Origin of the sequence: Nocardia sp. NPDC005745 (assembly GCF_040630775.1) — a bacterium.
GTDB lineage: Bacteria > Actinomycetota > Actinomycetes > Mycobacteriales > Mycobacteriaceae > Nocardia.
In genome coordinates this window covers 44795-69892 of record NZ_JBEXYF010000009.1, presented here as the reverse complement: position 1 = coordinate 69892, position 25098 = coordinate 44795, and the positions used below count along the sequence as shown (strand labels likewise).

At 70.3% G+C, this 25098-nt stretch carries 22 protein-coding genes; 14 read left to right on the top strand and 8 right to left on the bottom strand.

The window, feature by feature from the left end; all coding sequences use genetic code 11:
• Positions 1–83: 83 nt before the first annotated feature.
• From ABZ420_RS12055 to ABZ420_RS12040, 4 genes are all read left to right on the top strand, one after another.
• On the top strand, positions 84–503 hold the full coding sequence (locus ABZ420_RS12055; protein ID WP_357120682.1) for a VOC family protein: 420 nt from the start codon (positions 84–86) through the stop codon (positions 501–503).
• A gap of 78 nt (positions 504–581) precedes the next feature.
• The gene (ppc, locus tag ABZ420_RS12050) at positions 582–3341 is read left to right on the top strand and encodes a phosphoenolpyruvate carboxylase (protein WP_357121047.1); all 2760 of its coding nucleotides are present in this window, start codon (positions 582–584) and stop codon (positions 3339–3341) included.
• Positions 3342–3373: 32 nt separating this feature from the next.
• Positions 3374–4675, top strand: coding sequence for an amino acid deaminase (locus ABZ420_RS12045; RefSeq protein ID WP_357120680.1), 1302 nt, complete (start codon positions 3374–3376; stop codon positions 4673–4675).
• A 275-nt stretch (positions 4676–4950) separates the two neighbouring features.
• Positions 4951–6051 carry an FAD-dependent monooxygenase gene (locus ABZ420_RS12040; protein WP_357120677.1) on the top strand — a complete coding sequence of 367 codons (1101 nt, stop codon included), beginning with the start codon at positions 4951–4953 and terminating at the stop codon, positions 6049–6051.
• Here ABZ420_RS12040 and ABZ420_RS12035 read toward each other — a convergent pair.
• Positions 6048–7025 (bottom strand): YafY family protein, encoded by a 978-nt coding sequence (locus tag ABZ420_RS12035; protein WP_357120674.1) that lies wholly within the window; start codon positions 7023–7025, stop codon positions 6048–6050. The two genes, ABZ420_RS12040 and ABZ420_RS12035, sit on opposite strands and share 4 nt — an antisense overlap.
• Before the next feature lie 62 nt (positions 7026–7087).
• On the opposite strand from ABZ420_RS12035, the gene ABZ420_RS12030 reads away from it, so the two are divergent.
• The gene (locus ABZ420_RS12030) at positions 7088–8317 is read left to right on the top strand and encodes an epoxide hydrolase family protein (RefSeq protein ID WP_357120671.1); all 1230 of its coding nucleotides are present in this window, start codon (positions 7088–7090) and stop codon (positions 8315–8317) included.
• 127 nt (positions 8318–8444) lie between these two features.
• On the opposite strand, the gene ABZ420_RS12025 is transcribed toward ABZ420_RS12030, so the two are convergent.
• Complete coding sequence (locus tag ABZ420_RS12025) at positions 8445–9416, bottom strand: YafY family protein (protein WP_357120668.1); 972 nt, start codon at positions 9414–9416, stop codon at positions 8445–8447.
• Between the two features lie 63 nt (positions 9417–9479).
• Between ABZ420_RS12025 and ABZ420_RS12020 the strand changes: the two genes are divergently transcribed.
• Positions 9480–9971, top strand: a complete 492-nt coding sequence (locus ABZ420_RS12020; protein ID WP_357120665.1) for a pyridoxamine 5'-phosphate oxidase family protein — start codon at positions 9480–9482, stop codon at positions 9969–9971.
• 23 nt (positions 9972–9994) lie between these two features.
• On the opposite strand, the gene ABZ420_RS12015 is transcribed toward ABZ420_RS12020, so the two are convergent.
• A complete protein-coding gene (locus ABZ420_RS12015; RefSeq protein WP_357120662.1) occupies positions 9995–10900 on the bottom strand; it encodes a LysR family transcriptional regulator in 906 nt (301 codons plus the stop codon).
• A 113-nt stretch (positions 10901–11013) separates the two neighbouring features.
• Here ABZ420_RS12015 and ABZ420_RS12010 point away from each other — a divergent pair, with 113 nt between their 5' ends.
• Complete coding sequence (locus ABZ420_RS12010; RefSeq protein ID WP_357120659.1) at positions 11014–11754, top strand: SDR family oxidoreductase; 741 nt, start codon at positions 11014–11016, stop codon at positions 11752–11754.
• A gap of 15 nt (positions 11755–11769) precedes the next feature.
• On the opposite strand, the gene ABZ420_RS12005 is transcribed toward ABZ420_RS12010, so the two are convergent.
• The 4 genes from ABZ420_RS12005 to ABZ420_RS11990 form a co-directional block, all read right to left on the bottom strand.
• Entirely contained in the window at positions 11770–13011 is a 1242-nt protein-coding gene (locus ABZ420_RS12005; RefSeq protein ID WP_357120657.1) for an RNA polymerase sigma factor, read from the bottom strand.
• 3 nt (positions 13012–13014) lie between these two features.
• The gene (locus tag ABZ420_RS12000; protein WP_062970751.1) at positions 13015–13350 is read right to left on the bottom strand and encodes a YciI family protein; all 336 of its coding nucleotides are present in this window, start codon (positions 13348–13350) and stop codon (positions 13015–13017) included.
• A gap of 13 nt (positions 13351–13363) precedes the next feature.
• Entirely contained in the window at positions 13364–13951 is a 588-nt protein-coding gene (locus tag ABZ420_RS11995) for a dihydrofolate reductase family protein (RefSeq protein WP_357120653.1), read from the bottom strand.
• Between the two features lie 92 nt (positions 13952–14043).
• Positions 14044–14880, bottom strand: a complete 837-nt coding sequence (locus ABZ420_RS11990) for an isocitrate lyase/phosphoenolpyruvate mutase family protein (RefSeq protein ID WP_357120650.1) — start codon at positions 14878–14880, stop codon at positions 14044–14046.
• Between the two features lie 64 nt (positions 14881–14944).
• Between ABZ420_RS11990 and ABZ420_RS11985 the strand changes: the two genes are divergently transcribed.
• The 7 genes from ABZ420_RS11985 (at position 14945) to ABZ420_RS11955 (ending at position 21630) form a co-directional block, all read left to right on the top strand.
• Positions 14945–15652, top strand: coding sequence for a winged helix-turn-helix domain-containing protein (locus ABZ420_RS11985; RefSeq protein WP_357120647.1), 708 nt, complete (start codon positions 14945–14947; stop codon positions 15650–15652).
• A gap of 136 nt (positions 15653–15788) precedes the next feature.
• Complete coding sequence (argC, locus tag ABZ420_RS11980; protein ID WP_357120643.1) at positions 15789–16847, top strand: N-acetyl-gamma-glutamyl-phosphate reductase; 1059 nt, start codon at positions 15789–15791, stop codon at positions 16845–16847.
• On the top strand, positions 16844–18061 hold the full coding sequence (gene argJ, locus ABZ420_RS11975) for a bifunctional glutamate N-acetyltransferase/amino-acid acetyltransferase ArgJ (protein ID WP_357120640.1): 1218 nt from the start codon (positions 16844–16846) through the stop codon (positions 18059–18061). Before argC ends, argJ begins: the two co-directional genes overlap by 4 nt.
• Positions 18058–18993 (top strand): acetylglutamate kinase, encoded by a 936-nt coding sequence (gene argB / locus ABZ420_RS11970; RefSeq protein WP_062970740.1) that lies wholly within the window; start codon positions 18058–18060, stop codon positions 18991–18993. The genes argJ and argB overlap by 4 nt, the downstream gene beginning before the upstream one ends.
• Positions 18990–20192, top strand: coding sequence for an acetylornithine transaminase (locus tag ABZ420_RS11965; RefSeq protein ID WP_357120637.1), 1203 nt, complete (start codon positions 18990–18992; stop codon positions 20190–20192). Before argB ends, ABZ420_RS11965 begins: the two co-directional genes overlap by 4 nt.
• Complete coding sequence (gene argF, locus ABZ420_RS11960; RefSeq protein WP_357120634.1) at positions 20189–21133, top strand: ornithine carbamoyltransferase; 945 nt, start codon at positions 20189–20191, stop codon at positions 21131–21133. The genes ABZ420_RS11965 and argF overlap by 4 nt, the downstream gene beginning before the upstream one ends.
• Positions 21130–21630 carry an arginine repressor gene (locus ABZ420_RS11955; protein ID WP_357120631.1) on the top strand — a complete coding sequence of 167 codons (501 nt, stop codon included), beginning with the start codon at positions 21130–21132 and terminating at the stop codon, positions 21628–21630. The genes argF and ABZ420_RS11955 overlap by 4 nt, the downstream gene beginning before the upstream one ends.
• Before the next feature lie 6 nt (positions 21631–21636).
• Here ABZ420_RS11955 and ABZ420_RS11950 read toward each other — a convergent pair whose 3' ends face one another.
• Positions 21637–25098, bottom strand: coding sequence for a DEAD/DEAH box helicase family protein (locus ABZ420_RS11950; RefSeq protein WP_357120628.1), 3462 nt, complete (start codon positions 25096–25098; stop codon positions 21637–21639).

Genomic DNA, 25098 nt, shown 5'->3' with positions numbered 1-25098 from the left:
TGTGAACCGCGCCGCCGATGAATTCTCCGCGTGCCCGTCGTCTGTACTGTTGCCCAGCCCTGACGACGACAAGGAGCACCATCATGAGCAACGGCGCGGACCTCGCCCTCACCCACATCGGCGTACTGGTCGGTGACCAGGACAAGGCCCTGGAGTTCTACCGCGACGTGATCGGCCTCGAGGTACGGGCCGACATGCCGTTCGCCGGTGGGCGCTGGGTGACCGTCGGCCCGGCGAAGCAACCGGGCATCGAGTTCATTCTGGAAACCCCCGAGATGGTGCCGGACGAGGCGGCCGGCGCGGCGGCGCGGGCGCGGCTGGCCGGCGGCGCGCAGGGCACGTTGATCTTCACCACCGATGCCGTGGACACCACCTTCGCCCGGCTGCGCGACGCAGGCGTCGAGGTGACGCAAGAGCCGATCTCGCAGCCGTACGGGGTACGCGACTGCGGGTTCCGCGACCCCTGGGGCAACTACCTGCGCTTCTCCGAGCTCCTCGGCTGAGCCGCGGGCGGCCGGTGTGGGCCGCGTCGCATACCCGCGCGGCCCGGAGGGCAATACTGTCTGATCATGGGCGAATCGATGAGCGAGATCGAACAGGACGCCATCCGGCCGCTGCGCGACGACATCCGTTTCCTCGGCGGCGTACTCGGCGACACCATTCGCGACCACGAGGGGCCGGAGGTCTTCGACCTCATCGAGCGGGTGCGCATCGAGGCGTTCCGGGTACGCCGCGAGGAGGTCGAGCGCAGCGCCGTCGCGGAGATGCTCGACGGTGTGGACATCGCGGTCGCCCTGCCGCTCATCCGGGCGTTCAGCTACTTCGTGCTGCTGGCCAATCTGGCCGAGGACATCCAACGCGACCGCCGCCGCGCCGCGCACGAGGCGGCGGGCGAACCGCCACAGGACTCGTCGCTGGCGGCCACCTACCGCAAACTGGACGCGGCGGCACTCGACGGGTCCCGGGTCGCGGAGCTGCTGGCCGACGCGCTGGTGTCGCCGGTGATCACCGCGCACCCGACCGAAACGCGCCGCCGCACCGTGTTCGACGCGCAGGCCCGGATCACCGAGTTGATGCGCCTGCGCTTGCGCTACGCCGAGAACGAGCGTGAGCGAGCCGACCTCGAACTGCGGATCCGCCGCCAGGTGCTCAGCCTGTGGCGCACAGCGCTGATCCGCCTGGCCCGCTTGCGCATCCAGGACGAGATCTCGGTGGGTCTGCGCTACTACGACCTCACTCTGTTCGACGTGATCCCGGCGATCAACGCCGAAGTGCGCGCCGCGCTGCGTTCGCGCTGGCCGGGCGTCGAGTTGCTGCCGCGTCCGATGCTGCGTCCCGGCTCGTGGATCGGCGGTGACCGGGACGGGAACCCGTACGTCACCGCAGATGTCGTGCGTCAGGCCGCTTTCCGCGCCGCGGGCGTCGCGTTCGAGCGCTACCTGCGCGAGCTGGTGGAACTGGAGAAGACGCTGTCGCTGTCGGCCCGGCTGGTCAGCGTGACGCCCGAGGTCGCCGCGCTCGCCGAGACCGGATACCCGGATCCGGCGGCGCATGCCGACGAGCCGTATCGCCGCGCGCTGCACCACGTCCGGGCCCGGCTGACCGCCACCGCGCAGGCGGCGCTCGGCGAGGTTCCGCCGAACGGCCTGGATGCCGGTGCGCGGCCCTATCCGACTCCGCAGGCGGTGCTGGACGACCTGGACGCGATAGACGCCTCGCTGCGGGGCAGCGGCGACGGCTTGCTCGCCGACGATCGCCTCGCCGCGTTGCGCCACGCCATCGAGACCTTCGGCTTCCATCTACAGAGTCTTGACCTGCGGCAGAACTCCGAAGTGCATGAGCAGGTCGTCGCCGAGCTACTCTCCTGGGCGGGGGTCCACTCCGACTACGCGAGCCTGCCGGAGGAGCGCCGGGTGGGGCTGCTGGCCGCCGAGCTGCGCACCCGCCGCCCGCTGCTCGGCCCGCACGCACGGCTGAGCGAGTCGGCCGCCAAGGAACTCGGCATCGTGCGCGCCGCGCGGGAGGTCGTGGACACGCTCGGCGCGGCCGCGGTGCCGAACTACATCATCAGCATGTGCACCTCGGTCAGCGATCTGCTCGAGGCCGCCCTGCTGCTCAAGGAAGGCGGGCTGCTCGACCCGGGGGAGCCGGACGGGCCGCCGAGCTGCCCGGTGGGCATCGTCCCGCTGTTCGAGACCATCGAGGACTTGGGCGCCGGGGCGGCGACACTGTCCGCGGCGCTGGAGGTGGGGGTCTATCGCGATCTGGTCGCGGCGCAAGGCATGCGCCAAGAGGTGATGCTCGGCTATTCCGACTCCAACAAGGACGGCGGATACCTCGCGGCGAACTGGGCGCTGTACCGGGCCGAGCTGGATCTGATCGAGGTCGCCCGCAAGACCGGCATCCGGCTGCGGCTGTTCCACGGCCGCGGCGGCACGGTAGGCCGCGGCGGCGGCCGCAGCTACGACGCGATCCTCGCCCAGCCCGCCGGGGCGGTGCGCGGCTCGCTGCGGCTCACCGAGCAGGGCGAGGTGATCGCCGCGAAATACGCCGAACCCGGTAGCGCGCATCGCAATCTGGAGTCGCTGATCGCGGGCACCCTGGAATCGACCCTGCTGGACGTGGAGGGACTCGGCGCCGACGCCGAGCCGTCCTACGGGATCATGGACGACCTCGCGGCCCGCGCCCGCGCCGCCTACGCGCGGCTGGTGCACGAAACCCCCGGATTCGTCGAGTACTTCCGGCAGTCCACGCCGGTCGCCGAGGTGGGGGACCTGAACATCGGCAGCAGGCCCGCCTCCCGCAAGCCGACGAATTCGGTCGCGGACCTGCGGGCCATCCCGTGGGTGATGTCCTGGAGTCAGGCGCGGGTGATGCTGCCGGGCTGGTACGGCACCGGCGCCGCCCTGGAGGAGTGGATCGGCGGCGACCCGCAACGCCTGGCCACCTTGGCGGACCTGTACCGGCGCTGGCCGTTCTTCCGCACGGTGCTGTCCAACCTGGCCCAGGTGATGGCCAAGAGCGATCTCGACATCGCCGCGCGCTACGCCGAACTCGTGGACGATGTGGCGTTGCGCGAGCAGATCTTCGGCATGATCCGCGACGAGCACGCCCGCACCGTCCGCATGCACGCCGCGATCACCGGCAACGATCACCTGCTGGCCGACAACCCGTCGCTGGCCGAGTCCATCCACAACCGTTTCCCCTACCTGGAACCGCTCAACCAGATGCAGGTGGAGCTGCTGCGCCGCCTGCGCGCCGGGGACGATTCCGAACTGGTGAAACGCGGCATCCTGCTGACCATGAACGGCCTGGCCACCGCGCTGCGCAACTCGGGCTGAGCCGCAGGGCTCCAGGGCCCGGAAGGAATGTCGTGTCGATCGATGAAGCCGCCGTCGCGGCGCTCGCGGACCGCCGGATCGGTCCCGAGCACAAGGGCATGCCACCCGAATCCTGGGGGCTTACCGTGCGGGAATTCCGCACCGGCGCTGTGCCGCTCGACTCGCTGGAGACGCCGGTGCTCACCGTCGATCGCGCGGCCTTGCGGACGAACATCGCGGTCATGGCCGACTGGGTGCGCGCGGCCGGTGTGCGGTTGGCGCCGCACGGCAAGACCACGATGGCGCCACAGGTGTGGGCCGACCAGTTGGCCGCCGGCTCGTGGGGCATCACACTGGCCACCATCTGGCAGACCCAGGTGGCCCGATCGTTCGGCGTCGCCCGGGTGCTGCTGGCCAACGCGCTGGTCGATCCGGTCGGATTGCGCTGGGTCGCGGCGGAATCGGCGCGCGACCCGTCCTTCGAATTCGTCTGCTGGGCCGACAGCGTCGAGACGGTCGCGCTGATGGACGCGCACCTGCGCACCGTCCCGGGGCCGGCGCGGATCCGGGTGCTGGTGGAACTCGGCGGCCCGCACGGCCGAACCGGTGCGCGCACGGTGGAACAGGCGCATGCCGTGGCGCGGGCGATCGGCGCGGCATCTCGGCTGACGCTCGCCGGCGTCGGTGGTTACGAGGGCGCGCTCGCCCACGACCGCACCGCGAGCGGCGTTCGCGCGGTGCGCGACTACCTCGGCGAACTCGCCCGCCTGCACCGGGAACTCCTCGCGGCGGGGCGATACCGCGGTCCGGCCGTCGTCACCGCCGGTGGCAGCGCCTATCCGGAGCTGGCGCTCGAATACCTCGCCCCGCTGTCCGACGAGCAGGGCGGGCAGGGTGTCGCGACGACGGTCGTCCTGCGCTCCGGTGCGTACGTCATCCACGACGACGGCTTCTACGCGAGCATGTCGCCGCTGGCGGCTCCCGGATGCGCGCGGCCGCTGCGCTCGGCGATGCACGGCTGGGCGCGCACCCTCTCGCGGCCTGAGCCGGGGCTCGCCCTGCTGGACGCGGGCAAACGCGATCTGCCCTTCGACGAGGGGCTGCCGATTCCGCAACGCGTCGCGGGGCCTGCGGGCGGTGCGCTGGACGCGGGCGCGACGGTCTCCGCGCTCAACGACCAGCACGCCTTCCTCCGGCTGCCGGTCGGCGCCGCGAAGTTGCCCATCGGGTCGGTCGTGCGGCTCGGGCTGTCGCACCCGTGCACCGCCTTCGACAAATGGCGCCTGATCCCGGTGATCGACGACGCCGACGCCCAGACGCCCCGGGTGGTCGATCTGCTGCACACGTTCTTCTAGGGCGACGCGGGATTTCTGGTACCCGAGAAGCTGCGACCATGGCGATGCAGGGCGCTCCCGCGACGGCTCGGCCCTGCGTTCCTCGATCATCCGGTGCGAGCGGCGCGCGCTCCGAATGGTTCGGCGGGAAGGCACGAAGTCCGGCACCCGAGCCACCCGTATTCGGCTCGCCATGGCAGTGGCAGTGATACCGGGACGGTCCCGCTACTCGACACTACATCTGTAGTAATGTTTGTGATAGCTGCTCGTCGAGCGGTTCGGAGAAAGGGGAAGCGATGGCCGAGGCGCTCATCGTGGGCGGTGGCATCGGTGGCCTGGCGACCGCGGTGGCCTTCTTGCGACGAGGCCACCGCGTCGAAGTGCTCGAGCGGGCCGCCGAGATCACCGAAGTCGGCGCTGGACTGTCGCTGTGGCCAAACGCGATTCGCGCCCTCGACGCCCTCGGCTTGGGCGACGAGGTACGGGCACGGGCCATTGAGCAGGGGGCGGCGGGCATCCGTGATCGCGCCGGACGGTGGCTGACCAGGATGGACGCCGAGGCGATCCGGGATCGGAACGGCAGCCCGATCATGCTGCACCGCGCCGACCTGGTGCACATCCTGCGCTCCGCGATACCGGCGGCGGCGCTGCGCACCGGCGTCACCGTGGCCGAGGCCCGAGCCGACGGCACGGTGGTGCACTCGGCCGGAACCTCCAGCGCCGACATCGTCGTCGGCGCGGACGGCATTCGCAGCGTCGTGCGACGCGCCGTCTGCGGTGAGATCCGTCCCCGCTACGGCGGCTACACCGCGTGGCGGGTGGTCGTCACACCGCGTGAGCCGGTCACGGAAATGGGCGAAAGCTGGGGGCGCGGTGAGCGTTTCGGGTACGTTCCGCTCGCTGACGGTCGCGTCTACTGCTTCGCCACCGCGAACATGCCCGCCGGGAAAGCGGGCGGCGGGGTGGACGAGTTGCGCGCCCGGTTCGGCGGATGGCACGACCCGATCCCCGTCCTGCTCGCCGCGGCAGGGGACGCCGAGGTGCTGAAGCACGACCTCTACGACCTGCCGACGCCGAAGACCTTAGTGGCAGGCCGGATCGCGCTCGTGGGAGACGCGGCGCACGCCATGATGCCCACCCTCGGGCAAGGCGCCTGCCAGGCGCTGGAGGACGCCGTGGTGCTGGCCAGGGTGGCCGACAGCGGCGGTGACCTGGCCGATTACGACCGGGAACGCAGGCCGCGCACCCGGATGATCGCCTCTCGCTCGCGCCGGATCGGCGCGGTGGCGCAACTGTCGTCGGCGCCCGTCGTCGCGATCCGCGACGCCCTGGTGCGGGCGGTCCCCGACTCGGTGCAACTCGGATCGCTCGCCGCCGTCCTGGATTGGCGCGGCTAGCCGGTGCGCTCGCCGCGGAAGTCGCGCACGGCGCGCACGCAGCGGGCGGCCTGGTCGCGCAGCGCCTCGACGAGTTCCGGTGGGCCGTCGAGCAGGGTGAAGTCGAGATCGACCGAGGTGATCATCCACACCAGCTGCTCCGGCGACTCGCTGCCGACGTGCAGGCGGCAGCTGTGCTCGTCGACGGCTTCCAGGACGCCGGTGCCCGGCCACACGCGGTCGGCGGCGTCATCTGCCGAGCGGTGCAGGAGCACCGTCGCCTGATGCGGCCATGCCCGGGTCGACAACCGCATCGAAAGATACGCCGCGACATCGCCTTCCGGCGGCTCGCGGGGTGCGCAGCGTGGGCCGGTCGGAATCCGCGGGGTGATCCGGTCCACCCGGAAGGTGCGCCAGTCGGTGCGTTCCACGTCCCAGGCGACCAGGTACCAGTGCCTGCTGAAGTGCACGAGGGTGTGCGGCTCGACGGTGCGCAGGCCCAGTGCTCCGTTGTGCGCGCGATAGTCGAACCGCAGCCGTTCGTGGCGCAGACACGCTTCGGCGATGGCCATGAGCGTGTCCGGATGGACCTCGGGCACCGGCGCCGCGACGCGCAGGGTGGCGCCGCGCAGCGTGCGGACCCGGTGGCGCAACCGGGGCGGCAGTACCTGCTCCAGCTTGCTCAGTGCGCGCAGCGACGCCTCCTCGAGTCCGGTCACGCTGCCACCGGCGGCGCTGCGCAGCCCGACCGCCACCGCGACCGCTTCGTCGTCGTCCAGTAGCAGCGGCGGCAATGCGGCGCCCGCGCCGAGCCGGTATCCCGCGGCGCCCCGGGTGGCATGCACCGGGTAGCCGAGTTCGCGCAGCCGATCGATGTCGCGGCGCACGGTTCGACCGGTGACGCCGAGCCGTGCGGCCAGTTCGGCGCCGGTCCAGTCGGGACGGGTCTGCAACAGAGTCAGCAGGGCGAGCAGGCGAGCCGACGTTTCCAGCATCACGCCAGAATGCCGGAAAGATAGGAACGATCCCGTCCTAAGCGCTTCCTACCGTGGCCGACATGACAACCGAACCGGACATTCGCCCTTTCCGCATCGACATCCCCCAGGAGAAGATCGACCACCTGCGCCGGCGTCTCGCCGAGACGGCATGGCCGAGCGACCTGCCCGGCGCGGGATGGGACAAGGGCATGCGGATGTCCTACCTGCGGCCGCTGGCCGAGTACTGGCGGACCGAATTCGACTGGCGCGCCGTCGAGGCGACGCTGAACGAACTGCCGCAGTTCGTCACCGCCATCGACGGGCAGCGGGTGCACTTCCTGCACGTGCGCTCGCCGGAGCCGGACGCGCTGCCGCTGGTGCTCGGTCACGGCTGGCCCGCGTCGTTCGTCGAGTTCCTGGACGTGCTCGGGCCGCTGAGCGATCCCCGCGCCCACGGTGGCGACCCCGCCGACGCGTTCCACCTGGTCGTTCCCTCGCTGCCGGGCTTCGCGTTCTCCGAGGTGTCCCCGGATCCGGGTGCGGGCTCGACCGAGCGGTTCGCGGAGGTGGTCGCGGCACTCATGGCGCGCCTGGGCTACGACCGCTACGGCGTGCAGGGCGGCGACGCCGGATACTTCATCGCCGCACAGCTGGGCCATATCGCTCGAGAACACGTCGTGGGCCTACATGTGAACGGCCCGATCACGATTCCCTCCTGGGACAGCGGCGACGGCGAATCGTGGGGGGCGGCGGCGTCCGCTTCGGCCGAGTGGACCCCGGAAGCATCGGAGGCCGAGTACAGCCCGGCGGACCAGGCGAGGCTGGCGACGCTGACCGGCCCGGAGAGTTACGCCCGCTACGACTACGCCACCGTGCAAGCCAACCGCCCGCACACGCTGGCGATCGGCCTGCAGGACTCGCCCGCCGGGCTGCTGTCCTGGATCGCCGACCTGTTCCGGCAGTACACGAACCCGGCGATCGAACTGCCGGACGACGCGGTGGGCCGGGACGCGCTGCTGACCAACGTCAGCCTGTACTGGTTCACCGGAACCTTCGCCTCCTCGCTGCGGCTCTACAGCGAATCCGCGGCCTGGGGCGCGCCAGCGGTGAAGTCCGACGTGCCGACCGCGGCGGCGATCTTCCCCGGCGACATGTCCGTTCGCAAGCTCGCCGAACAGGCGCACAACATCGTCCGGTGGACGGAGTTCGATCGTGGCGGGCATTTCGCGGCGATGGAGGCGCCGGATCTGTTGATCGCGGACGTGCGCGAGTTCTTCCGCACGCTGCGCCGACCGATGTCTCGCGAGTAGCGGGACAGTCAGGCTGACCATCGTGAGCTGGGCGAATCCGCCCGGGCGCGGGCGGCTGCGCCGGGGGAGCCGCCCGCGCCACGCGACCAGGGTCGGCGCGCGGCGGAGACCTGGTGGGCGGGGTGGTCTAAGCCCCGGAGTAGCGCGCGTGCATGGCCGCGGCCGTCGCCGCGAGCTGGGCACGCAGGTGTGGCGGCTCCAGCACTTCGACGAACTCGCCGAGCGGCAGCAGGCCGTGCGCGAGCACCTCGTAGGACTCCGATGGCACGACCACCTCCACCCACCCCTCGGCGTCGGGCTGCCCGGCGGAGGCCAGCGCCTCGGCGACCGCGGCGGGGTCGTTCATCAACCGCAACAGGCGCAGATGGGTGGCGGCGATCCGGCAGCGGGCTCGGACGCGCAACATCGAACGCGCGAAATCGTCGGCGGCGTCGGTCCAGTGCGTGCGTAAATCGAATTCCGCGGGGCGGACGAAGGTTTCGCCGGTCGGCTCGGCGTCGCGAATCCGGCCCACTCGATAGGATCGCGGCGACGTGTCCCCACGGGCGACCAGGTACCAGGTGCCTGCCTTGAGCACCAGGCCGAGCGGGTCGAGCAGGCGTTCGACCACCTGGTCCTTGCGCGCGTAGCGCACGCGCAGCCTGCGGTCGTGCCAGAGCGCGTCGGCGATCGTCGCGAGCGTCGGCGTCTCGTCCGGTTGGTGGAACCAGCCCGGCGCGTCGACATGCACCCGCTCGGCGATGCGCGTCGCGCGGCCGCGCAATTCCGGCGGCAGCGCGGCGAGCATTTTCAACTGCGCGGTGGCCAGCACGGTGCCGAGGCCGAGATCGGCGGCGGCGCCGGGCAAGCCGGTCAGCAGCACCGCGTCGGCCTCGTCGGTGGTGAGGCCCGTGAGCCGGGTGCGATAGCCGTCCACGAGCCGGACGCCGCCTGCCCGGCCCGGTTCGCTGTAGACCGGGACACCGGCCGCCGAAAGGGCCTCGACGTCGCGATAGACGGTGCGCACCGACACTTCCAGTTCCCTGGCCAGTTCGGGCGCGGTCACCCGGCCTCGCGTCTGCAATAGCAAGAGCAGTTGCACCAGCCGACTCGCCCGCATGCAGGCGACACTAGCCGCAAACCTTGACACGAGATGGCAGGGTTTCGCCGTACCGTCCTCGTCATGACCACTTGGAGCCGATTCACCGAAGAAGCACCGCACGTCGCCGAGGTCTTCGCGCGCAGGCACCGCGCGGCGGGCAATCTCTGCATGCTCGGCACGATCCGGGCCGACGGATCACCGCGGATCAGCCCGGTCGAACCGCGCGTCTTCGAGGAGTTCCTGGTGATCGCGGGCATGCCGGGCACGACCAAGTTCCGCGATCTGGCCCGGGATCCACGCTTCTGCCTGCACACCGCCACCGTGGACACGAACGTGTCCGACGGTGACGCCAAACTCTTCGGCGCCGTCGTCGACCTGCCCGACCGGGACGTGCACGTCCGCTTCGCCCAGCACCTGTTCGACGAGACCGGTTTCGACATCCGGGGGCGGGAGTTCGACCACTTCTACGTCGCCGATCTCACCGGGGCGTCGACGGTGGAGGTGGACGGCGACCACCTCGACATCACCATTTGGAAGCCGGGCGAAGGGGAGCGCGTGGTGCGCAAGCACTGAGCCGGCGGCTCGGCGCGACGACCTCACTGCCGCGCCGTCAGCTGGGCGGCGATCGGGCTCGGGACCGAGACGCCGCGGCGGTGCAGGTCGGTGAGGAATCGGCGGACTAGGGGATCGCCCGGGGTGGAGGTGAGACAGACGACCTCGCGCGTCAGTGGCGGCCGCAGGCTGCGCACGGCGCCGGGGAACGTCACGGTCAGCGCGCTGGTGGGCACGAGGGCGGTGCCGAGACCGGCGGCGGCCAGCTGGGCGGCGGTGGTGGCTTGACGGGTCCTGGTCGCCGCGGTCAGCGCCACTCCTCGGCCTGCGGCGACTTCGTCGAGCCAGGCGCCGAGGCCGTTGTCGGGGTGGTAGTGCACCACCGGGCGTTCGGCGACGTCCGCCAGTGTCATCGCTGCCGGGGGCTTCCCGGCGTCCGGCAAGACCGCGACGATCTCCTCGGTTCCGATCACGACGAGGTGGCCTTCCCAGCGCGACGGCCTCGGCCCGAGGGCGAGATCGGCCGTGCCGATGGCCACCATCTCTGCCATGGCATCGGCGCTGGACAACTCGGACAAGGTGAGGCGTACCTCTGGACGACGACGATGCCAGACGCGCAGTACGGGCGCGAGCAGGCTCGCGGACATGCTGTCCGCGCACGCGATGCGCAACTGCCCGGTCGCGCCCGCGGCGACGGCGCGGCCGCCCGCGACCACCCGTTCGGCGGCAGCCACCGCGGCGCGTGCGTCCGCGGCGATCGCACGGCCCGCGGCCGTCGCCCGTACCCCACGCGGGAGCCGCTCGAGCACCGGCGTGCCGAGTTCGCGTTCCAGCGCGGCGATCTGATGGGAAAGCGCGGGTTGCGACAGATGCAGTCGCGCGGCGGCTTCGGTTACCGATCCGGAGTCCAGCACGGCGATCAGGCACTCCAGCGCGCGCAACGTAGGCATTCGGGAATTCTATGGCAAAGCACGAAACTATCGATCTCACGAAGGGATGGCGGGAGGTCGCCCAGCTCGTTCCTTTCGGTGGGACAGCACACCACCTACCGAAAGGCACACTCATGACAGGCGCGTTGGACGGCAAGAAGCTGGTCATCGTCGGCGGTGGATCGGGCATCGCTCGACAGATCGCCCGAGACGCGGTCGCCGCGGGCGCGACCGTGGTGCTCGCGGGCCGCGACGAGCACGCCGTGGCCGCGGCGCGGGAGCAAGTGATGGGCGCGGCCCGCGGTCGTCGTGCGGCGGTCGAAGCGATCCGGATCGACCTCGGTACCGAGGACTCCATCGTGCGGGCAGCCGAGGAAGTCGGTGAGCTGGACTATCTGGTGTCAGTGGCCGCGTCACACGCGAACGGGCCGGTGGCCGAGCTGGATCGGGCGGCGATCGTGCGGGCCTTCGACGCCAAGGTGATCGGTCCGATCCTGCTCGGCAAGCACTTCGGCGCCCGGATCAGGGCGGGCGGAGCGCTGCTGCTGTTCTCCGGAGTAGCCGCGTGGCGGCCCGCGCCGGGACGGACGGTGATGGCGACGACCAATGGCGCGGTGAGTTTCCTCGCCGAGGCACTGGCGGTCGAGCTGGCGCCGGTCCGGGTGAACGCGCTGTCGCCGGGCATTGTCGACTCGGGCGTCTGGGACGGCATGGGTGAGCGGAAAGAGCACTTCTTCGGTGAGGTTGCGGCTGTCAATCCGGCGCGCCGGGTCGGCAGCCCCGCCGATATCTCCGCCGCGGCGCTGCTGGCGCTGACCAATCCGTTCTTGACCGGAACGACCCTGCACGTCGATGGTGGCGGCCGGCTGGCCTGAAGCGCGATCGCCTCGCTACCGGTTCGGTTCACCTCGGCCGACCTCGGCGCGACGACGCGCCAGGAAATTTCGTTCGGCCGCGTTGTGGGTGCGGTCGAGGGCGGCGTCGTAGGCGGCGACGGCGTCGGCGGTGCGCCCGAGGCGGGCCAGCAGGTTCGCGCGGATGGCGTGGAACAGGTGGTATCGCTCGAGAGCGAGCGCGTCCACCAGTTCCAATGCCGTCGCCGGACCGTCCACTTCGGCGACCGCCACCGCGCGGTTGAGAGCGACGACCGGATTCGGTGTGAGCGCGGTGAGCGGGTCGTAGAGGCGCAGGATCTGGGTCCAGTCGGTGGCCGCCGCGACGGGTGCGTCGGCGTGCACCGCGTTGATCGCCGCTTGGAGTTGATACGGCCCCGGCCGGTTGCGGCGCAGGCACTGCCGCACGAGCGCGTGCCCCTCGGCGACGAGGGCGCGGTCCCACCGGCTGCGATCCTGTTCCGCGAGGGGGATCAGGGAGCCGTCGGGGCCGATACGCGCGGACCGGCGGGACTCGCTGAGCAGCATCAGTGCCAGCAGGCCGGTCACCTCCGGCTCGTCCGGCATCAGCTCCGCCGTGAGACGCCCCAGGCGAATCGCCTCGGCGCAGAGATCGGCCTTGACCAGCCGCGCACCGGAGGAGGCCGTGTGCCCCTCGGTGAAGATCAGGTAGACGACGGCGAGTACCGCGCGCAGCCGGGCGGGCAGGTCCGCGTCGGCGGGCACCCGGTACGGGATGCGGGCGTCGCGGATCTTGCCTTTGGCGCGAACGAGGCGCTGCGCCATGGTCGTTTCGGAGATCAGGAACGCGCGGGCGATCTCGGCGGTGCTCAACCCCCCGAGCAGCCGCAGAGTCAGCGCCACCTGCGCCTCCGGCGCCAGAGCGGGGTGACAGCAGGTGAAGATCAACCGCAGCCGGTCGTCGCGCACGGCGCTCACCGCCTCCTCCGGCTCGTCCTCGGCGTGCAGGAGGGCTGCCTGCGCGTGCCGGTCCGCGCGGGAGGCCTCGCGGCGCAGGCGGTCGATGGCCCGGTTACGCGCGGTGGTGATGATCCAGCCGGGCGGGCTCGGCGGGAGACCGTCGGCGGGCCAACGCTGGACGGCGGCGGTGAAGGCGTCCTGCACCGCGTCCTCGGCGACGCCGATGTCGCCGAAGACGCGGATCAGGCTCGCGACCGCACGGCCGTAGTGCTGCGCGAAGACCGTTTCGATCACCGAGCCGGTCACGGGTTCGCCCATCCGTCAGTCCTGGATCGGACGGACCTCGACGGGCAGGCCGACGACGGCGGTGAGCTTGCGGCCCCATTCCAGCGCTTCGTCGAGATCGGCGGCGCGGATGACGGTGAACCCGCCGATGTGCTCCTTGCCTTCGACGTACGGGCCGTCGGTGATCAGCACGTCCTCGCCGCGGGCGTGCAACACGGTCGCGGTGCCGGGCGCGTGCAGACCGGCGGCGAACACCCAGGTTCCCGCCGCCCGCATCTCGTCGTTCAGCGCGCCGAGTTCGCGCATGATCTCGTCCAGGTTCTCCGGCGCGCCCGCGTCGGGCTGGTAGATGCTGAGCAAGTAGTGCTTCATCGCGTCGTCCTCCTCATCCGCGCCGGTAGGTGGTGATGACGACACCGGTTCCGGTCGTCACCGTGTCGGTCATCCGCAGGCCGCCCAGCGCCACGCCGTCGAACAATCGGCGGCCGGAACCGAGTAGCAAGGGGTGGATCAGCAGGAGGTACTCGTCCACCAGATCGTGGCGCATCAGCGAGCGCAACAGGTCACCACTGCCCAGCACCACCAGATTCCGGTCCGGTTCCCGTCGCCGCAACTCGGGGACCGCCGTCACCGCGTCGCCACCGAGCCATGTCGAGTTCTGCCAGGCCAGCGGCCCGCTTCCGGTGCGGGAAGCGACGAACTTCTCGGTCTTGTCCAGCGCATCGGCCATCGGGTTGCCGACCTGTCGCGGCCAGTATCCCGCGAAGTCCTCGTAGGTGCGCCTGCCCAGCAGCAGCGCGCCGCGGTTCGCCGCCATGTGCCTGCCCATGACCTCGGCCTGCACCGGGTCGTCGTGCCGGTGCGCCCAGCCGCCGCCGTGCGCGAATCCGTCTCGGGTGTCCTCGTCCGTTCGCCCGGGCGCCTGCATGACGCTGTCCAGCGTCAGGTGCTCCACCGCGATGATCTTGCTCATCTCCGCTCCTTCCGGGACCGGCGCGGCGCCGGTCGCACCATCTACACGAACGGGCCCCCGGCGGATCGACAGCGTCGCCGGAAAATCTTCGCTCAGGATGAACAGCCGCGCGAAGCCTCGACGGGTGCCGGCAAGAGACGTTGGATCTCGGCATAGCTGACGATTCCCGGCGGAACGGAGGCGTCGTGCCGCACGGCGCGTGCGACGTCGAGCGCGGCCGACAGCGCAGCCCGGTACAGCAGCGATCCGGTACTGATCCGGCGCACGCCCAGCGCGGTCAGCGTCGCGAGGCCCGGGCCCTCGGCCGTGTAGAGGACGTTCACAGGCACTTCGCTCGCCGCCACGACCCGCTCGATACGCGCCGGGTCGGTCAGTCCGGGCACGAAGACGCCGTCGGCTCCGGCCGCGGCATACCGGCGTACGCGATCGTGGGTGGAGCCGTGATCGAGCCCCAGCCAGTAGGTGTCGACGCGAGCATTGACGAACAGTTCCGGTGTGCGCTCCTTGACCGCCGCGATCAGCGCCGCTTGGTGCTCGGGCGCGGCGAGCGCCGATCCGAGGCGGCTGTCTTCCAGGTTGACGCCCGCGATCCCGCAGGCCGCGAGCTGTCCGGCGAAATCCGCGACCGCGCCGGGCCGCTCGTCGAACCCGGCCTCGATGTCCACGGTGACCGGGATCGGCAGCCGCGCGAGGCGCCGGGCCGAGGCGAACGTCTCCGCCTTCGTGACGCCCGCGCCGTCGGTGCGCCCGGCCGCGGCGGCCACACCCAAGCTGGTGGTGCCGATCGCCGCGAATCCCTCGTCGGCCAGCAGGGCGGCCGAGGCGAAGTCCCAGGCGTTCGGCAGGACGAGGGGACGGTCGCGGTGGTGCAGGCTGCGGAAGATCTCGAACATGGTCGGCGGGGTCGCCGCCGCAGAAGACGAAGTCATGTCGCGACCGTAGCGACGGGACATTTCGGTGAGCGCCGAAACGACGGCCCGCCATGATGGTGTGGTGCCGACCAGAGGAACCGAACTGGCGGGCTTGGCCGCACTGCTCGCCGACCGCACCCGCGCCGACATCTGCCTGGCGCTGGTGGACGGGCGGGCCTGGACCGCGGGCGAGCTCGCGCGCCACACCGGCGTCGCGCCGTCCACAGCCACCGAGCATCTGGACCGCCTGCGCGACGGCGGGCTGGTCGTCGAGCACCGGCAGGGCAGGCACCGCTATCTGCGGCTGGCCGGCCCGCAGGTCGCGGAGTTGCTCGAAACCATGGTTGCCCATCTCGGCCCGCCCGCCGCACCGGTCACCGGGCTGCGCACCGCTACCGTCGCGGCCGGGCTGGCCCGGGGCCGCACCTGCTACGACCATCTCGCGGGGCGACTGGGCGTGGCCGTCACCGACGCCATGACAGCGCGCGGTCTGCTCAGCGGTGACGGTGGTTTCGCCCTCACCGGGGCCGGCGCGGCGTGGCTCACCGGGCCGATGGGCATCGACCCCGCCGCGTTGCGCGCCACGCGCCGCCCGGTGGCGCGGCCCTGTCTCGATTGGACCGAACGCCGAGTCCATCTGGGCGGCTCGGCGGGCGCGCAGCTGTGCCGCCGCCTGAAAGAGCTGCGGTGGATCGAGAGCGTCGGCAGCGGACGCGCCGTCCGCGTCACCGCGCAGGGCGAAGCCGGATTGGCACAAGCGCTGCACATCGATCCGCTCGCACTGCGCTGACCTGCGACGAACCGGCTGGGCGGGATTCGGGCCGCCATGCCGTTTGCGCGCGAACCGGGTGGGTATCAGGTCCTCGTGACCACGCTCGCGGCGACCAGGCTGTGAATGAGCTTGCATGGTCATGCATAATCATCACATGGTTGATTCCTCGGTCGGACCCGTCGTGCGGGTCGCGGTAGCCGGTGCCAGCGGGTACGCGGGCGGCGAAGTGTTGCGTCTGCTGCTGGGGCATCCGGCCTACCGAACCGGGCGCCTCGTCATCGGGGCGCTGACCGCGGGCTCGAACGCAGGCACCGCGCTGGGAGAATTGCAGCCGCATCTGCTGCCGCTGGCCGACCGGGTGCTCGCACCGACCACGACCGCCGAACTGGCCGGCCACGATGTGGTCTTCCTCGGCCTGCCGCACGGTCAGTCGGCGGCCATCGCCGCCGAACTCCCCGAGTCCACGGTGGTCATCGACTGCGGCGCCGACTTCCGCCTCACCGACCCGAGGGCCTGGGAGAAATACTACGGCAGCCCGCACGCGGGCAGCTGGCCCTACGGTCTGCCCGAGCTGCCCGGTGGCCGGGAGAAACTGCGCGGCGCGACGCGGATCGCGGTCCCCGGCTGCTATCCGACCGTCGCCAGCCTCGCGCTGGCTCCCGCCGTCGCCGCGGGCATCGTGGAGCCCGCCGTGCACGTGGTCGCGGTGAGCGGCGCCTCCGGCGCGGGCCGCAAGCTGGACATCGGCCTGCTGGGGTCGGAGGTGATGGGTTCGGCGCGGGCCTACGGGATCGCGGGCGCGCACCGGCACACACCGGAGATCGCGCAGAACCTGACGGCGGCGGGCGGCACGGACGTCGCGGTGTCGTTCACGCCGGTTCTCGCGCCTATGCCGCGCGGCATCCTCGCCACCTGTACCGCGCCCACGCGCGTGGACGCCGCGCAGGCGCGCGCCGTCTACGAGAAAGCCTATGCCGACGAGCCTTTCGTGCACCTGCTGCCGGAGGGCACGCTGCCGCAGACCGGTTCGGTGCTCGGCTCCAACGCCGTCACCCTGCAGGTCGCGGTGGACGCCGACGCGGGCCTGCTCGTGGTGATCGGCGCGATCGACAACTTGACCAAGGGCACCGCGGGCGCCGCGGTCCAATCGATGAACCTGGCCCTCGGATTCGAGGAGACCGAAGGACTTTCCACCGTAGGAGTGGCACCGTGACGACAGTCGACATCGCCGACGGCAAGCTGGTCCGGACGCAGGGCGTGACCGCCCCGCTCGGCTTCCGCGCGGCGGGCATCGCCGCGGGCATCAAGACCAGCGGCAAGCCCGATCTGGCGCTGGTGTTCAACGAAGGCCCGGAGTACCCGGCGGCAGGCGTATTCACCCGCAACAAGGTGAAGGCGGCTCCGGTGCTGTGGTCTCAGCAAGTGCTGACCGGCAAGCGGCTGCGCGCGGTGATCCTGAACTCGGGCGGCGCCAATGCCTGCACCGGCCCGGGCGGATTCCAGGACACCCACAAGACCGCCGAGGAACTCGCCGCCGCGCTGAGCAATTGGGGCACCGAGACCGGCGCGGGTGAGATCGCCGTCTGCTCGACCGGACTGATCGGCGACCGGCTCCCGATGGACAAACTGCTCCCCGCCGTCACCGAGATCGTGCACGAGATGGGCGGCGGACTGTCCGGCGGCTCGGATGCCGCCTGGGCCATCATGACCACCGACACCGTGCCCAAGGAGGCGGCGTTCCACCACCGCGACAAGTGGAACGTCGGCGGCATGGCGAAGGGCGCGGGCATGCTCGCGCCTTCGCTGGCCACCATGCTGGTGGTGCTCACCACCGACGCGGCGGTGACCGCCGAGCAACTCGACCAGGCGCTGCGCAACGCCACCGCGCGAACCTTCGACCGGCTCGACGTGGACGGCTCCTGCTCCACCAACGACACCGTGCTGCTGCTGGCCAACGGCGCCAGCGAAGTCACGCCCGGCCAGGAGGAGCTCGACGCCGCCGTGCTCGCGGTCTGCGACGACCTGGCCGCCCAGCTGATGGCCGACGCCGAGGGCGTCACCAAGCGGGTGCTGGTCACCGTCGCGGGCGCGGCCACCGAGGACGAGGCCGTCGCCGCGGCGCGCACCGTCGCCCGCGACAGCCTGGTCAAGACGGCGCTGTTCGGGTCGGACCCGAACTGGGGCCGGGTGCTCGCCGCGGTCGGCATGGCGCCGGTCACGCTCGACCCGAACCGGATCTCGGTGTCGTTCAACGGCAAGCCGGTGTGCATCGATGGCGTCGGCGCGCCCGGCGCCCGCGCGGTCGACCTGTCCGGCACCGACATCGAGGTGCTGATCGAGCTGAACGTCGGATCGGCGAGCGCGAGCATCCGCACCACCGACCTGTCGCACGGTTACGTCGAAGAGAACTCGGCCTACAGCTCATGACCAGTCAGGTGCTGCATTCGCTCTCCGCGCTGGACAAAGCGCACGTCTTGGCCGATGCCCTGCCGTGGTTGCAGAAGTTCCGGGACAAGATCGTCGTCGTGAAGTACGGCGGCAACGCCATGATCGACGATCACCTCAAGCAGGCCTTCGCCGCCGACATGGCGTTCCTGCGCACGGTCGGCGTGCACCCGGTGGTCGTGCACGGCGGCGGCCCGCAGATCAGCGCGATGCTGAAGAAGCTCGGCCTACAGGGCGAATTCCGCGGCGGCTTCCGGGTGACCACTCCGGAGGTGATGGACGTGGTGCGGATGGTGCTGTTCGGCCAGGTCGGTCGCGAACTGGTCGGCCTGATCAACTCGCACGGCCCGTACGCGGTCGGCATCTCCGGTGAGGACGCCGGGCTGTTCACCGCGACCCGCCGCACCGTCGAGGTGGACGGCGAGCCCACCGACATCGGCCTGGTCGGCGACGTCACCGAGGTGAACCCGGACGCCGTGCTGGACCTGATCGGCGCGGGCCGCATCCCGGTGGTGTCGACCATCGCGCCGGACGCCGAGGGCGTGGTGCACAACATCAACGCCGACACCGCCGCCGCGGCGCTCGCCGAGGGCATCGGCGCCGAGAAACTGGTGGTGCTCACCGACGTCGAGGGCCTGTACACGAACTGGCCGGACCGGTCCTCGCTCACCTCCAGCATCGATACGGCCGCGCTGGCCGAGTTGCTCCCGCGCCTGGATGCGGGCATGGTGCCCAAAATGGAAGCCTGTCTGCGCGCGGTGTCGGCCGGTGTACCGACCGCGCATGTCATCGACGGCCGGGTGCCGCACGCCGTGCTGCTGGAACTGTTCACCGGAGAAGGAATCGGAACGATGGTGACCCCCGCCCCGCTCATCCCGAACGGGTCCGGCGCACCGAACGGAACGAAACAATGAGCACAGCTGAACTGCAGAAGCGGTGGTCCGCCGCGCTGATGAACAACTACGGCACGCCGAAGGTCGCGCTGGTGCGCGGCGCGGGGGCCGTGGTCTACGACGCGGACGGCAAGCGCTACGTCGACTTCCTCGGCGGCATCGCGGTCAACAGCCTCGGCCACGCCCACCCGGCGATCCTGGAGGCGGTCACCCAGCAGCTCGGCACGCTGGGGCACGTGTCGAATCTGTACGCCAGCGAGCCGGTCATCGAACTGGCCGAGCGGTTGCTCGCGCACTTCGGCGACGGCGACGGCCGGGCGTTCTTCTGCAACTCCGGCACCGAGGCCGTCGAAGCGGCGTTCAAGATCGCCCGGCTCACCGGGCGGCCCAAGATCGTCGCCTGCGAGGAGGCGTTCCACGGCCGCACCATGGGCGCGCTCGCCCTCACCGGCCAGCCGTCCAAGCGCACCCCTTTCGAACCGATGCCGCCCGGCGTCGTGCACGTGCCCTACGGTGACGCCGCGGCACTGGAAGCCGCGGTCGACGAGGACACCGCGGCGGTGTTCCTCGAGCCGATGATGGGGGAGAGCGGCGTGGTGGTACCGCCGTTCGACTACTTGGCCAAGGCGCGCCAGATCACGGCGCGGCACGGGGCGCTGCTCGTGCTCGACGAGGTGCAGACCGGCATCGGCCGGACCGGGAAGTTCTACGCCCACCAGGCCGTCGGCATCGTGCCCGACGTGATCACGCTGGCCAAGGGCCTCGGCGGTGGACTGCCCATCGGCGCGGTGCTGGCCAACGGCCGCGCGGCCGATCTGCTCACCCCCGGCATGCACGGCACCACCTTCGGCGGTAATCCGGTGTGCGCGGCGGCGGCGCTCGCGGTGCTGCGCACGATCGACGAGACCGATCTGCTCTCGCACGTCGAGTCGGTCGGCAAGCGGCTCAGCGACGGGATCGAGCTGCTCGAGCACCCGCTCGTCGAGCAGGTGCGCGGTGCGGGCCTGCTGCTCGGCATCGTGCTCACCGACGAGGTCTCCGCGCACGTCGAGGCGCGGGCGCGGGAGGCGGGCTATCTGGTCAACCCGGCCAAGCCCGACGTGATCCGGCTGGCGCCGCCGCTGGTGCTCTCCGAGACCCAGGCGGACAACTTCGTCGCCGACCTGCCGGAAATCCTCGACGCCGCGCTCGCGGACGCGAAAGGGGCTGCGGCGCAATGAGTTTTGTCAGGCACTTCCTGCGTGACGACGATGTCAGCCCGGCCGAGCAGGCCGAGATCCTCGCCCTCGCCGCCGAACTCAAGAAATCACCTTTCGCGCGGCGCCCGCTCGAGGGCCCGCGCGGCGTCGGCGTGATCTTCGAGAAGAACTCCACCCGCACCCGGTTCTCCTTCGAGATGGGCATCGCCCAGCTCGGCGGGCACGCCGTGGTCGTCGACGGCCGCGACACCCAGCTGGGCCGGGAGGAGACGCTCGGTGACACCGGCCGGGTGCTGTCCCGGTACGTGGACGCCATCGTGTGGCGCACCTTCGAGCAGTCCCGGCTGGACGAGATGGCCGCCACAGCGACGGTGCCGGTGGTCAACGCGCTGTCCGACGAGTTCCATCCCTGCCAGGTGCTCGCGGACCTGCAGACGCTCGCCGAGCACAAGGGCGACCTGACCGGACGCGAACTCGCCTACTTCGGCGACGGCGCCAACAACATGGCGCATTCGCTGCTGCTCGGCGGCGTCACGGCGGGGCTGAACGTGACCATCGCCGCGCCCGCCGGGTTCGAGCCGCAGCCGTGGGTGGTGGAGGCCGCGCGCAAGCGGGCCGCCGAGACCGGCGCCACCATCACGCTGACCGCCGACCCGGTCGCCGCCGCATGGGGCGCCGATGCGCTGGTCACCGATACCTGGACCTCCATGGGACAGGAGAACGACGGCCTGGACCGCGTCGGTCCGTTCCGGCCGTTCCAGCTCAACGCCGAACTGCTCGCCCACGCCGAGCCGGATGCGGTGGTGCTGCACTGCCTGCCCGCGCACCGCGGCGAAGAGGTCACCGACGAGGTGCTCGACGGGCCGCGCAGCGTGGTGTGGGATGAGGCGGAGAACCGCCTGCACGCGCAGAAGGCGCTGCTGGTCTGGCTGCTGGAGCGACGATCCGGGGGAGCGACGTGACCGAGGTCAGAAGCGGCCCGGCCATCGCGCGCACCCGTGCCGGGCGGCAGTCGCGCATCATCGAACTGCTGTCGGCGCACGCGGTGCGCAGCCAGACCGAGCTGGCGGCGCTGCTCGCGGCCGAGGGCATCGAGACCACGCAGGCGACGCTGTCGCGGGACCTGGACGAACTCGGCGCGGTGAAGCTGCGCGCCGCCGACGGCGGCGCGGGCGTCTACGTGGTGCCCGAGGACGGCAGCCCCGTCCGCGGCGTCACCGGCGGCACCGACCGGTTGTCCAAGCTGCTCGGCGACCTGCTGGTCTCCACCGACGCCAGCGGCAACATCGCGGTCCTGCGCACCCCGCCCGGCGCGGCGCACTACTTGGCCAGCGCCCTCGACCGCGCCGCCTTGCCGTACATCGTCGGCACCATCGCGGGCGACGACACCATCGCCGTCTTCGCCCGCGAACCCCTCAGCGGGGCGGAAGTGGCCGCGAAGATCGAGGAGCTCGCCTGATCCGCTTTATCCGTGTGCCGCGTGCTCGGCTTCAGCGGGCAGCGCAGTGGTTCGGATGTTCTTCACGACCGCGACGATTCGGTCCACCTCTTCCTCGGAGAAGATGTCCTCCGGTCCCGTCGGCGCCACCGCTTTGAACGGCTGCTCGTAGAGCGCGCCCACCTCGATCACCCCGTTCTTCCTGACGTACTCGGTGAGTAGGTTCAAGAAGTGGAGTTGGCTGGCGGTGAGAGCGCGGCCTTTGTGGAATTCGTCGAAGGCCGTGGTAGCTGCGGTGGCGTCGAGGCCGGTGAGCGAACGGAGGAACAGGCCGAGTCCGCCGTGGGTGGCGGCGGCGTGCTCGATGTCCTCGACGGTGCCGAATCCGCTGTCCAGGAAGATCTTTTCGAGTTCGCCGAGGTCGGCCGAGGTGATCTGCTTGTTGCGCAGCAGTTTCTGCACCGCGAGCACGTCCTCATGACTGCGCAGGTAGGTGCGGACCTTCGATTCGAAGCGCGCCGTGCCCTTGCCGCCGCCGGGTAGCACGGCTATCGCGACCTCGCTGACATCGCCGAGTTTGTCCCGGAAATCGGTGTAGAGCGGATTCTGGGTGCCTTTGGGGGGAATCGCCTTGACCAATCCCCGCAGTCGTCGGCGCAGCGTTTCGAGCATCGGGAGGGTAACATCCTCCCACCATGCGTCGCCGGCCACATCTTCGAGGAATTCATGCCGCTGCCTGATGGCGGTGATGCTGTTCAGGCTGGGATCCAGGAGCGCGTTGGCGATCTCCTGGACTTTCTCCCGCAGTCCGTCGTAAGTCGTGTCACCGGTGAGGTGCGCGAGTTGGAGCCGCAGCGTGAGCAGATCGAATCGCTTAGCCGCCGGACCGGGGTCGTCGTCGTTGAACTGGGTGGGCAGTCCGGCCAGTTTGCCAACCTCCACCCGGATCTCAGGGGTGACGATGTCCCAGCTGTTCCGCTCGGCGAACTTCTCGACGTACCGCAGTTCCTTGCGCACCTCGACGTTCTGGGTGTTCATGCTGGCCACTTCCACCCGCAGACGTTCGGCCAGCTGCCACCGCACGTCGGGCAGGCTCTCCGGTTCGCTGTCCGAGATGTCGGTGGGCCGGTCATCCGGCGAATGGAGACGGTCGAGGTTGTGCAGCAGGTCGGCGCGGGCCTCGAACACTTTCTCGCTCATCGACGCCTGCGTGCGTCCTTCGGCGGTGGGCAGGTCTTGGTTGAAGTACTCGACGTTCTGGCACAGGTCGAACACCACGAACCGTTCTTTGTCCAGGTTCGGCGCGTACAGGTCTGGGCACAACCGCGTGCCGCGACCGATCATCTGCCAGTACTTGGTGCTGGTGCGCACGGCCTTCGCGAACACCAGGTTCGCGACAGCGGGCACGTCGATCCCCGTGTCGAGCATGTCGACCGAGACCGCGATATGCGGCGCCCTGTCCGGATTCTCGAACTTGTCGATGAGGCTCTGAGCATGGCTGACGCTGTGGGTGACCATCTCGATGAAATCGCCAGGCAGGTCGGGATAGAGCACGCGGAACCGTTGCACGATCAGTTCGGCGTGCCGGTTGTTGCGGGCGAAGATGATCGTCTTGCCGATCCGTTCCCCGTCGGCGACCCGGTCGCCCTGTTCCATGAGCACGAGCAGCATCTGATCGATGGTGTCGTGGTTGAAGAGGAACTGGTTCAGCGCGTGCGCGTCGACCGCTTCGGGAATGTCCTCGTCATCGCGCCATTCGAGGTCTTCCCAGTACGCCTTCTCGTCGTCGGACAGCTCGGAGTATCGGATGCCGGAGCGCAGGAACTTCAACGGCACCGCTTTCGCCACTGGCGGGACCAGATAGCCCTCGGCTACAGCCTGTTCCAGGTCGTAGACGTCGGTCGGCACACCTTCCTCGAGGTGGAACAACCGGTAGGTGTTGCGGTCGATCTCGTTCTTCGGAGTCGCGGTCAATCCCACCAGCAGCGAATCGAAATGCTCGAAGATCGCGCCGTACTTCTGGTACACCGACCTGTGTGCCTCGTCGATGACCACGAGATCGAAGTAGCCGGGCCCGAATTGCCGTTGCTGGGTGTCGTCGATCTGATTGATGAGGTTCAGCATCGTCGGATACGTCGACACGTAGACGCGGGCGCTGCTGTCCTTCTCGGTGAGCAGGTTCACCGTCGGCACGCTCGGCAGGTGGGTCTTGAACGCGTTCGTCGCCTGCGACACCAGTGCCTGCCGGTCGGCCAAAAACAGCACCCGCTTCACCCAACCGGCCCGGATCAGCTGATCAACGAGCCCGATCACTGTGCGCGTTTTCCCCGTTCCCGTCGCCATCACCAGCAGGGCTTGCCTCTGCTTGTCCTTCTCGAACGCCTCACCGATGCGACGGATCGCCCGATGCTGGTAGTGCCGGTTGACGATGGCGTCGTTGATCGGCTCCGTGGCGAGGACCTTGCGCCCCGCGCGCCGCCGAATGAGTGTGCGCAGCTGGTCTTTGGTGTAGAAACCCTGGACCGGGCGGGGCGGGTAGAAGGCGTCGTCCCAGATCTGCGTGTCGTAGCCATTGGTGTAGAAGATGATCGGCCGCTGCCCGTGCTGCTCCTCTAGCGCGTCGGCATACAGCGAGGCCTGATACTTGCCCGATTCCACACTCTTGGACGTGCGCTTGGCCTCCACTACCGCGAGCGGTTTGCCGTTGTCGTCCCACAGCACGTAGTCGACTTTGCCTTTGCCGCTGTCGGTCGGCATCCCGGTGACCGGGTATTCGCGGTCGTCTGGCCCGTCCAGCGCCCACCCCGCCTCCTGCAACAGCAGGTCGATCAGCTGAGTCCGGGTCTCCGCCTCCGAGTAGTCGTGACGGTCCGGAACCGTGGCATTGGCCGCCTTCGCCGCCTTAACCTCGGCCCGCAACCGCTTGACCTCGTCATCGAGCTCCTTGCGCTGCCGCCGTTCCGCCGCCAGCTCGGCTTGCTGCGCCGCGAAATCGGCCGCCATCTGCTGGACTTCGGCGTACTTCTTCCGCCGCACGTCGGCGGGCTCAGGCCGGGGAATCAGCGAAGTATCGAACCGCTGCCCGTCGAACGGCTTGCCCTCCTCGGTGCGTGCATACGTCCGCCCCAGCCAATACAGCACATGGAACAGCTCGCCGACCGCGCCCACCGCATCCTGTAGGGGCACCTCGCCCGTCCGGTGGACGGCGATGTTCCCGCGCCGCCGCACCACATCCATCTTCGTGACGATCACCGACCCCGCCACCCGCACCAGTGTTGGTTCCTTGATCTTGGCGCTCAGATCATCCCGATACGGCATCCGCAACGCATCGTCGGCCTTGAACAGCCAGTTGACTGCCAACTCCAAAGCTCGCCGCGCGAAGAAACACGACACCCGCGGATCACCAACCGCGCTCCGCTCCGCCCGTCTGGCCTCGGCGTACAGCTCCGGCCACTCTGCCTGCAGGAAGTCGAAGTTGCTGTCGGTCAC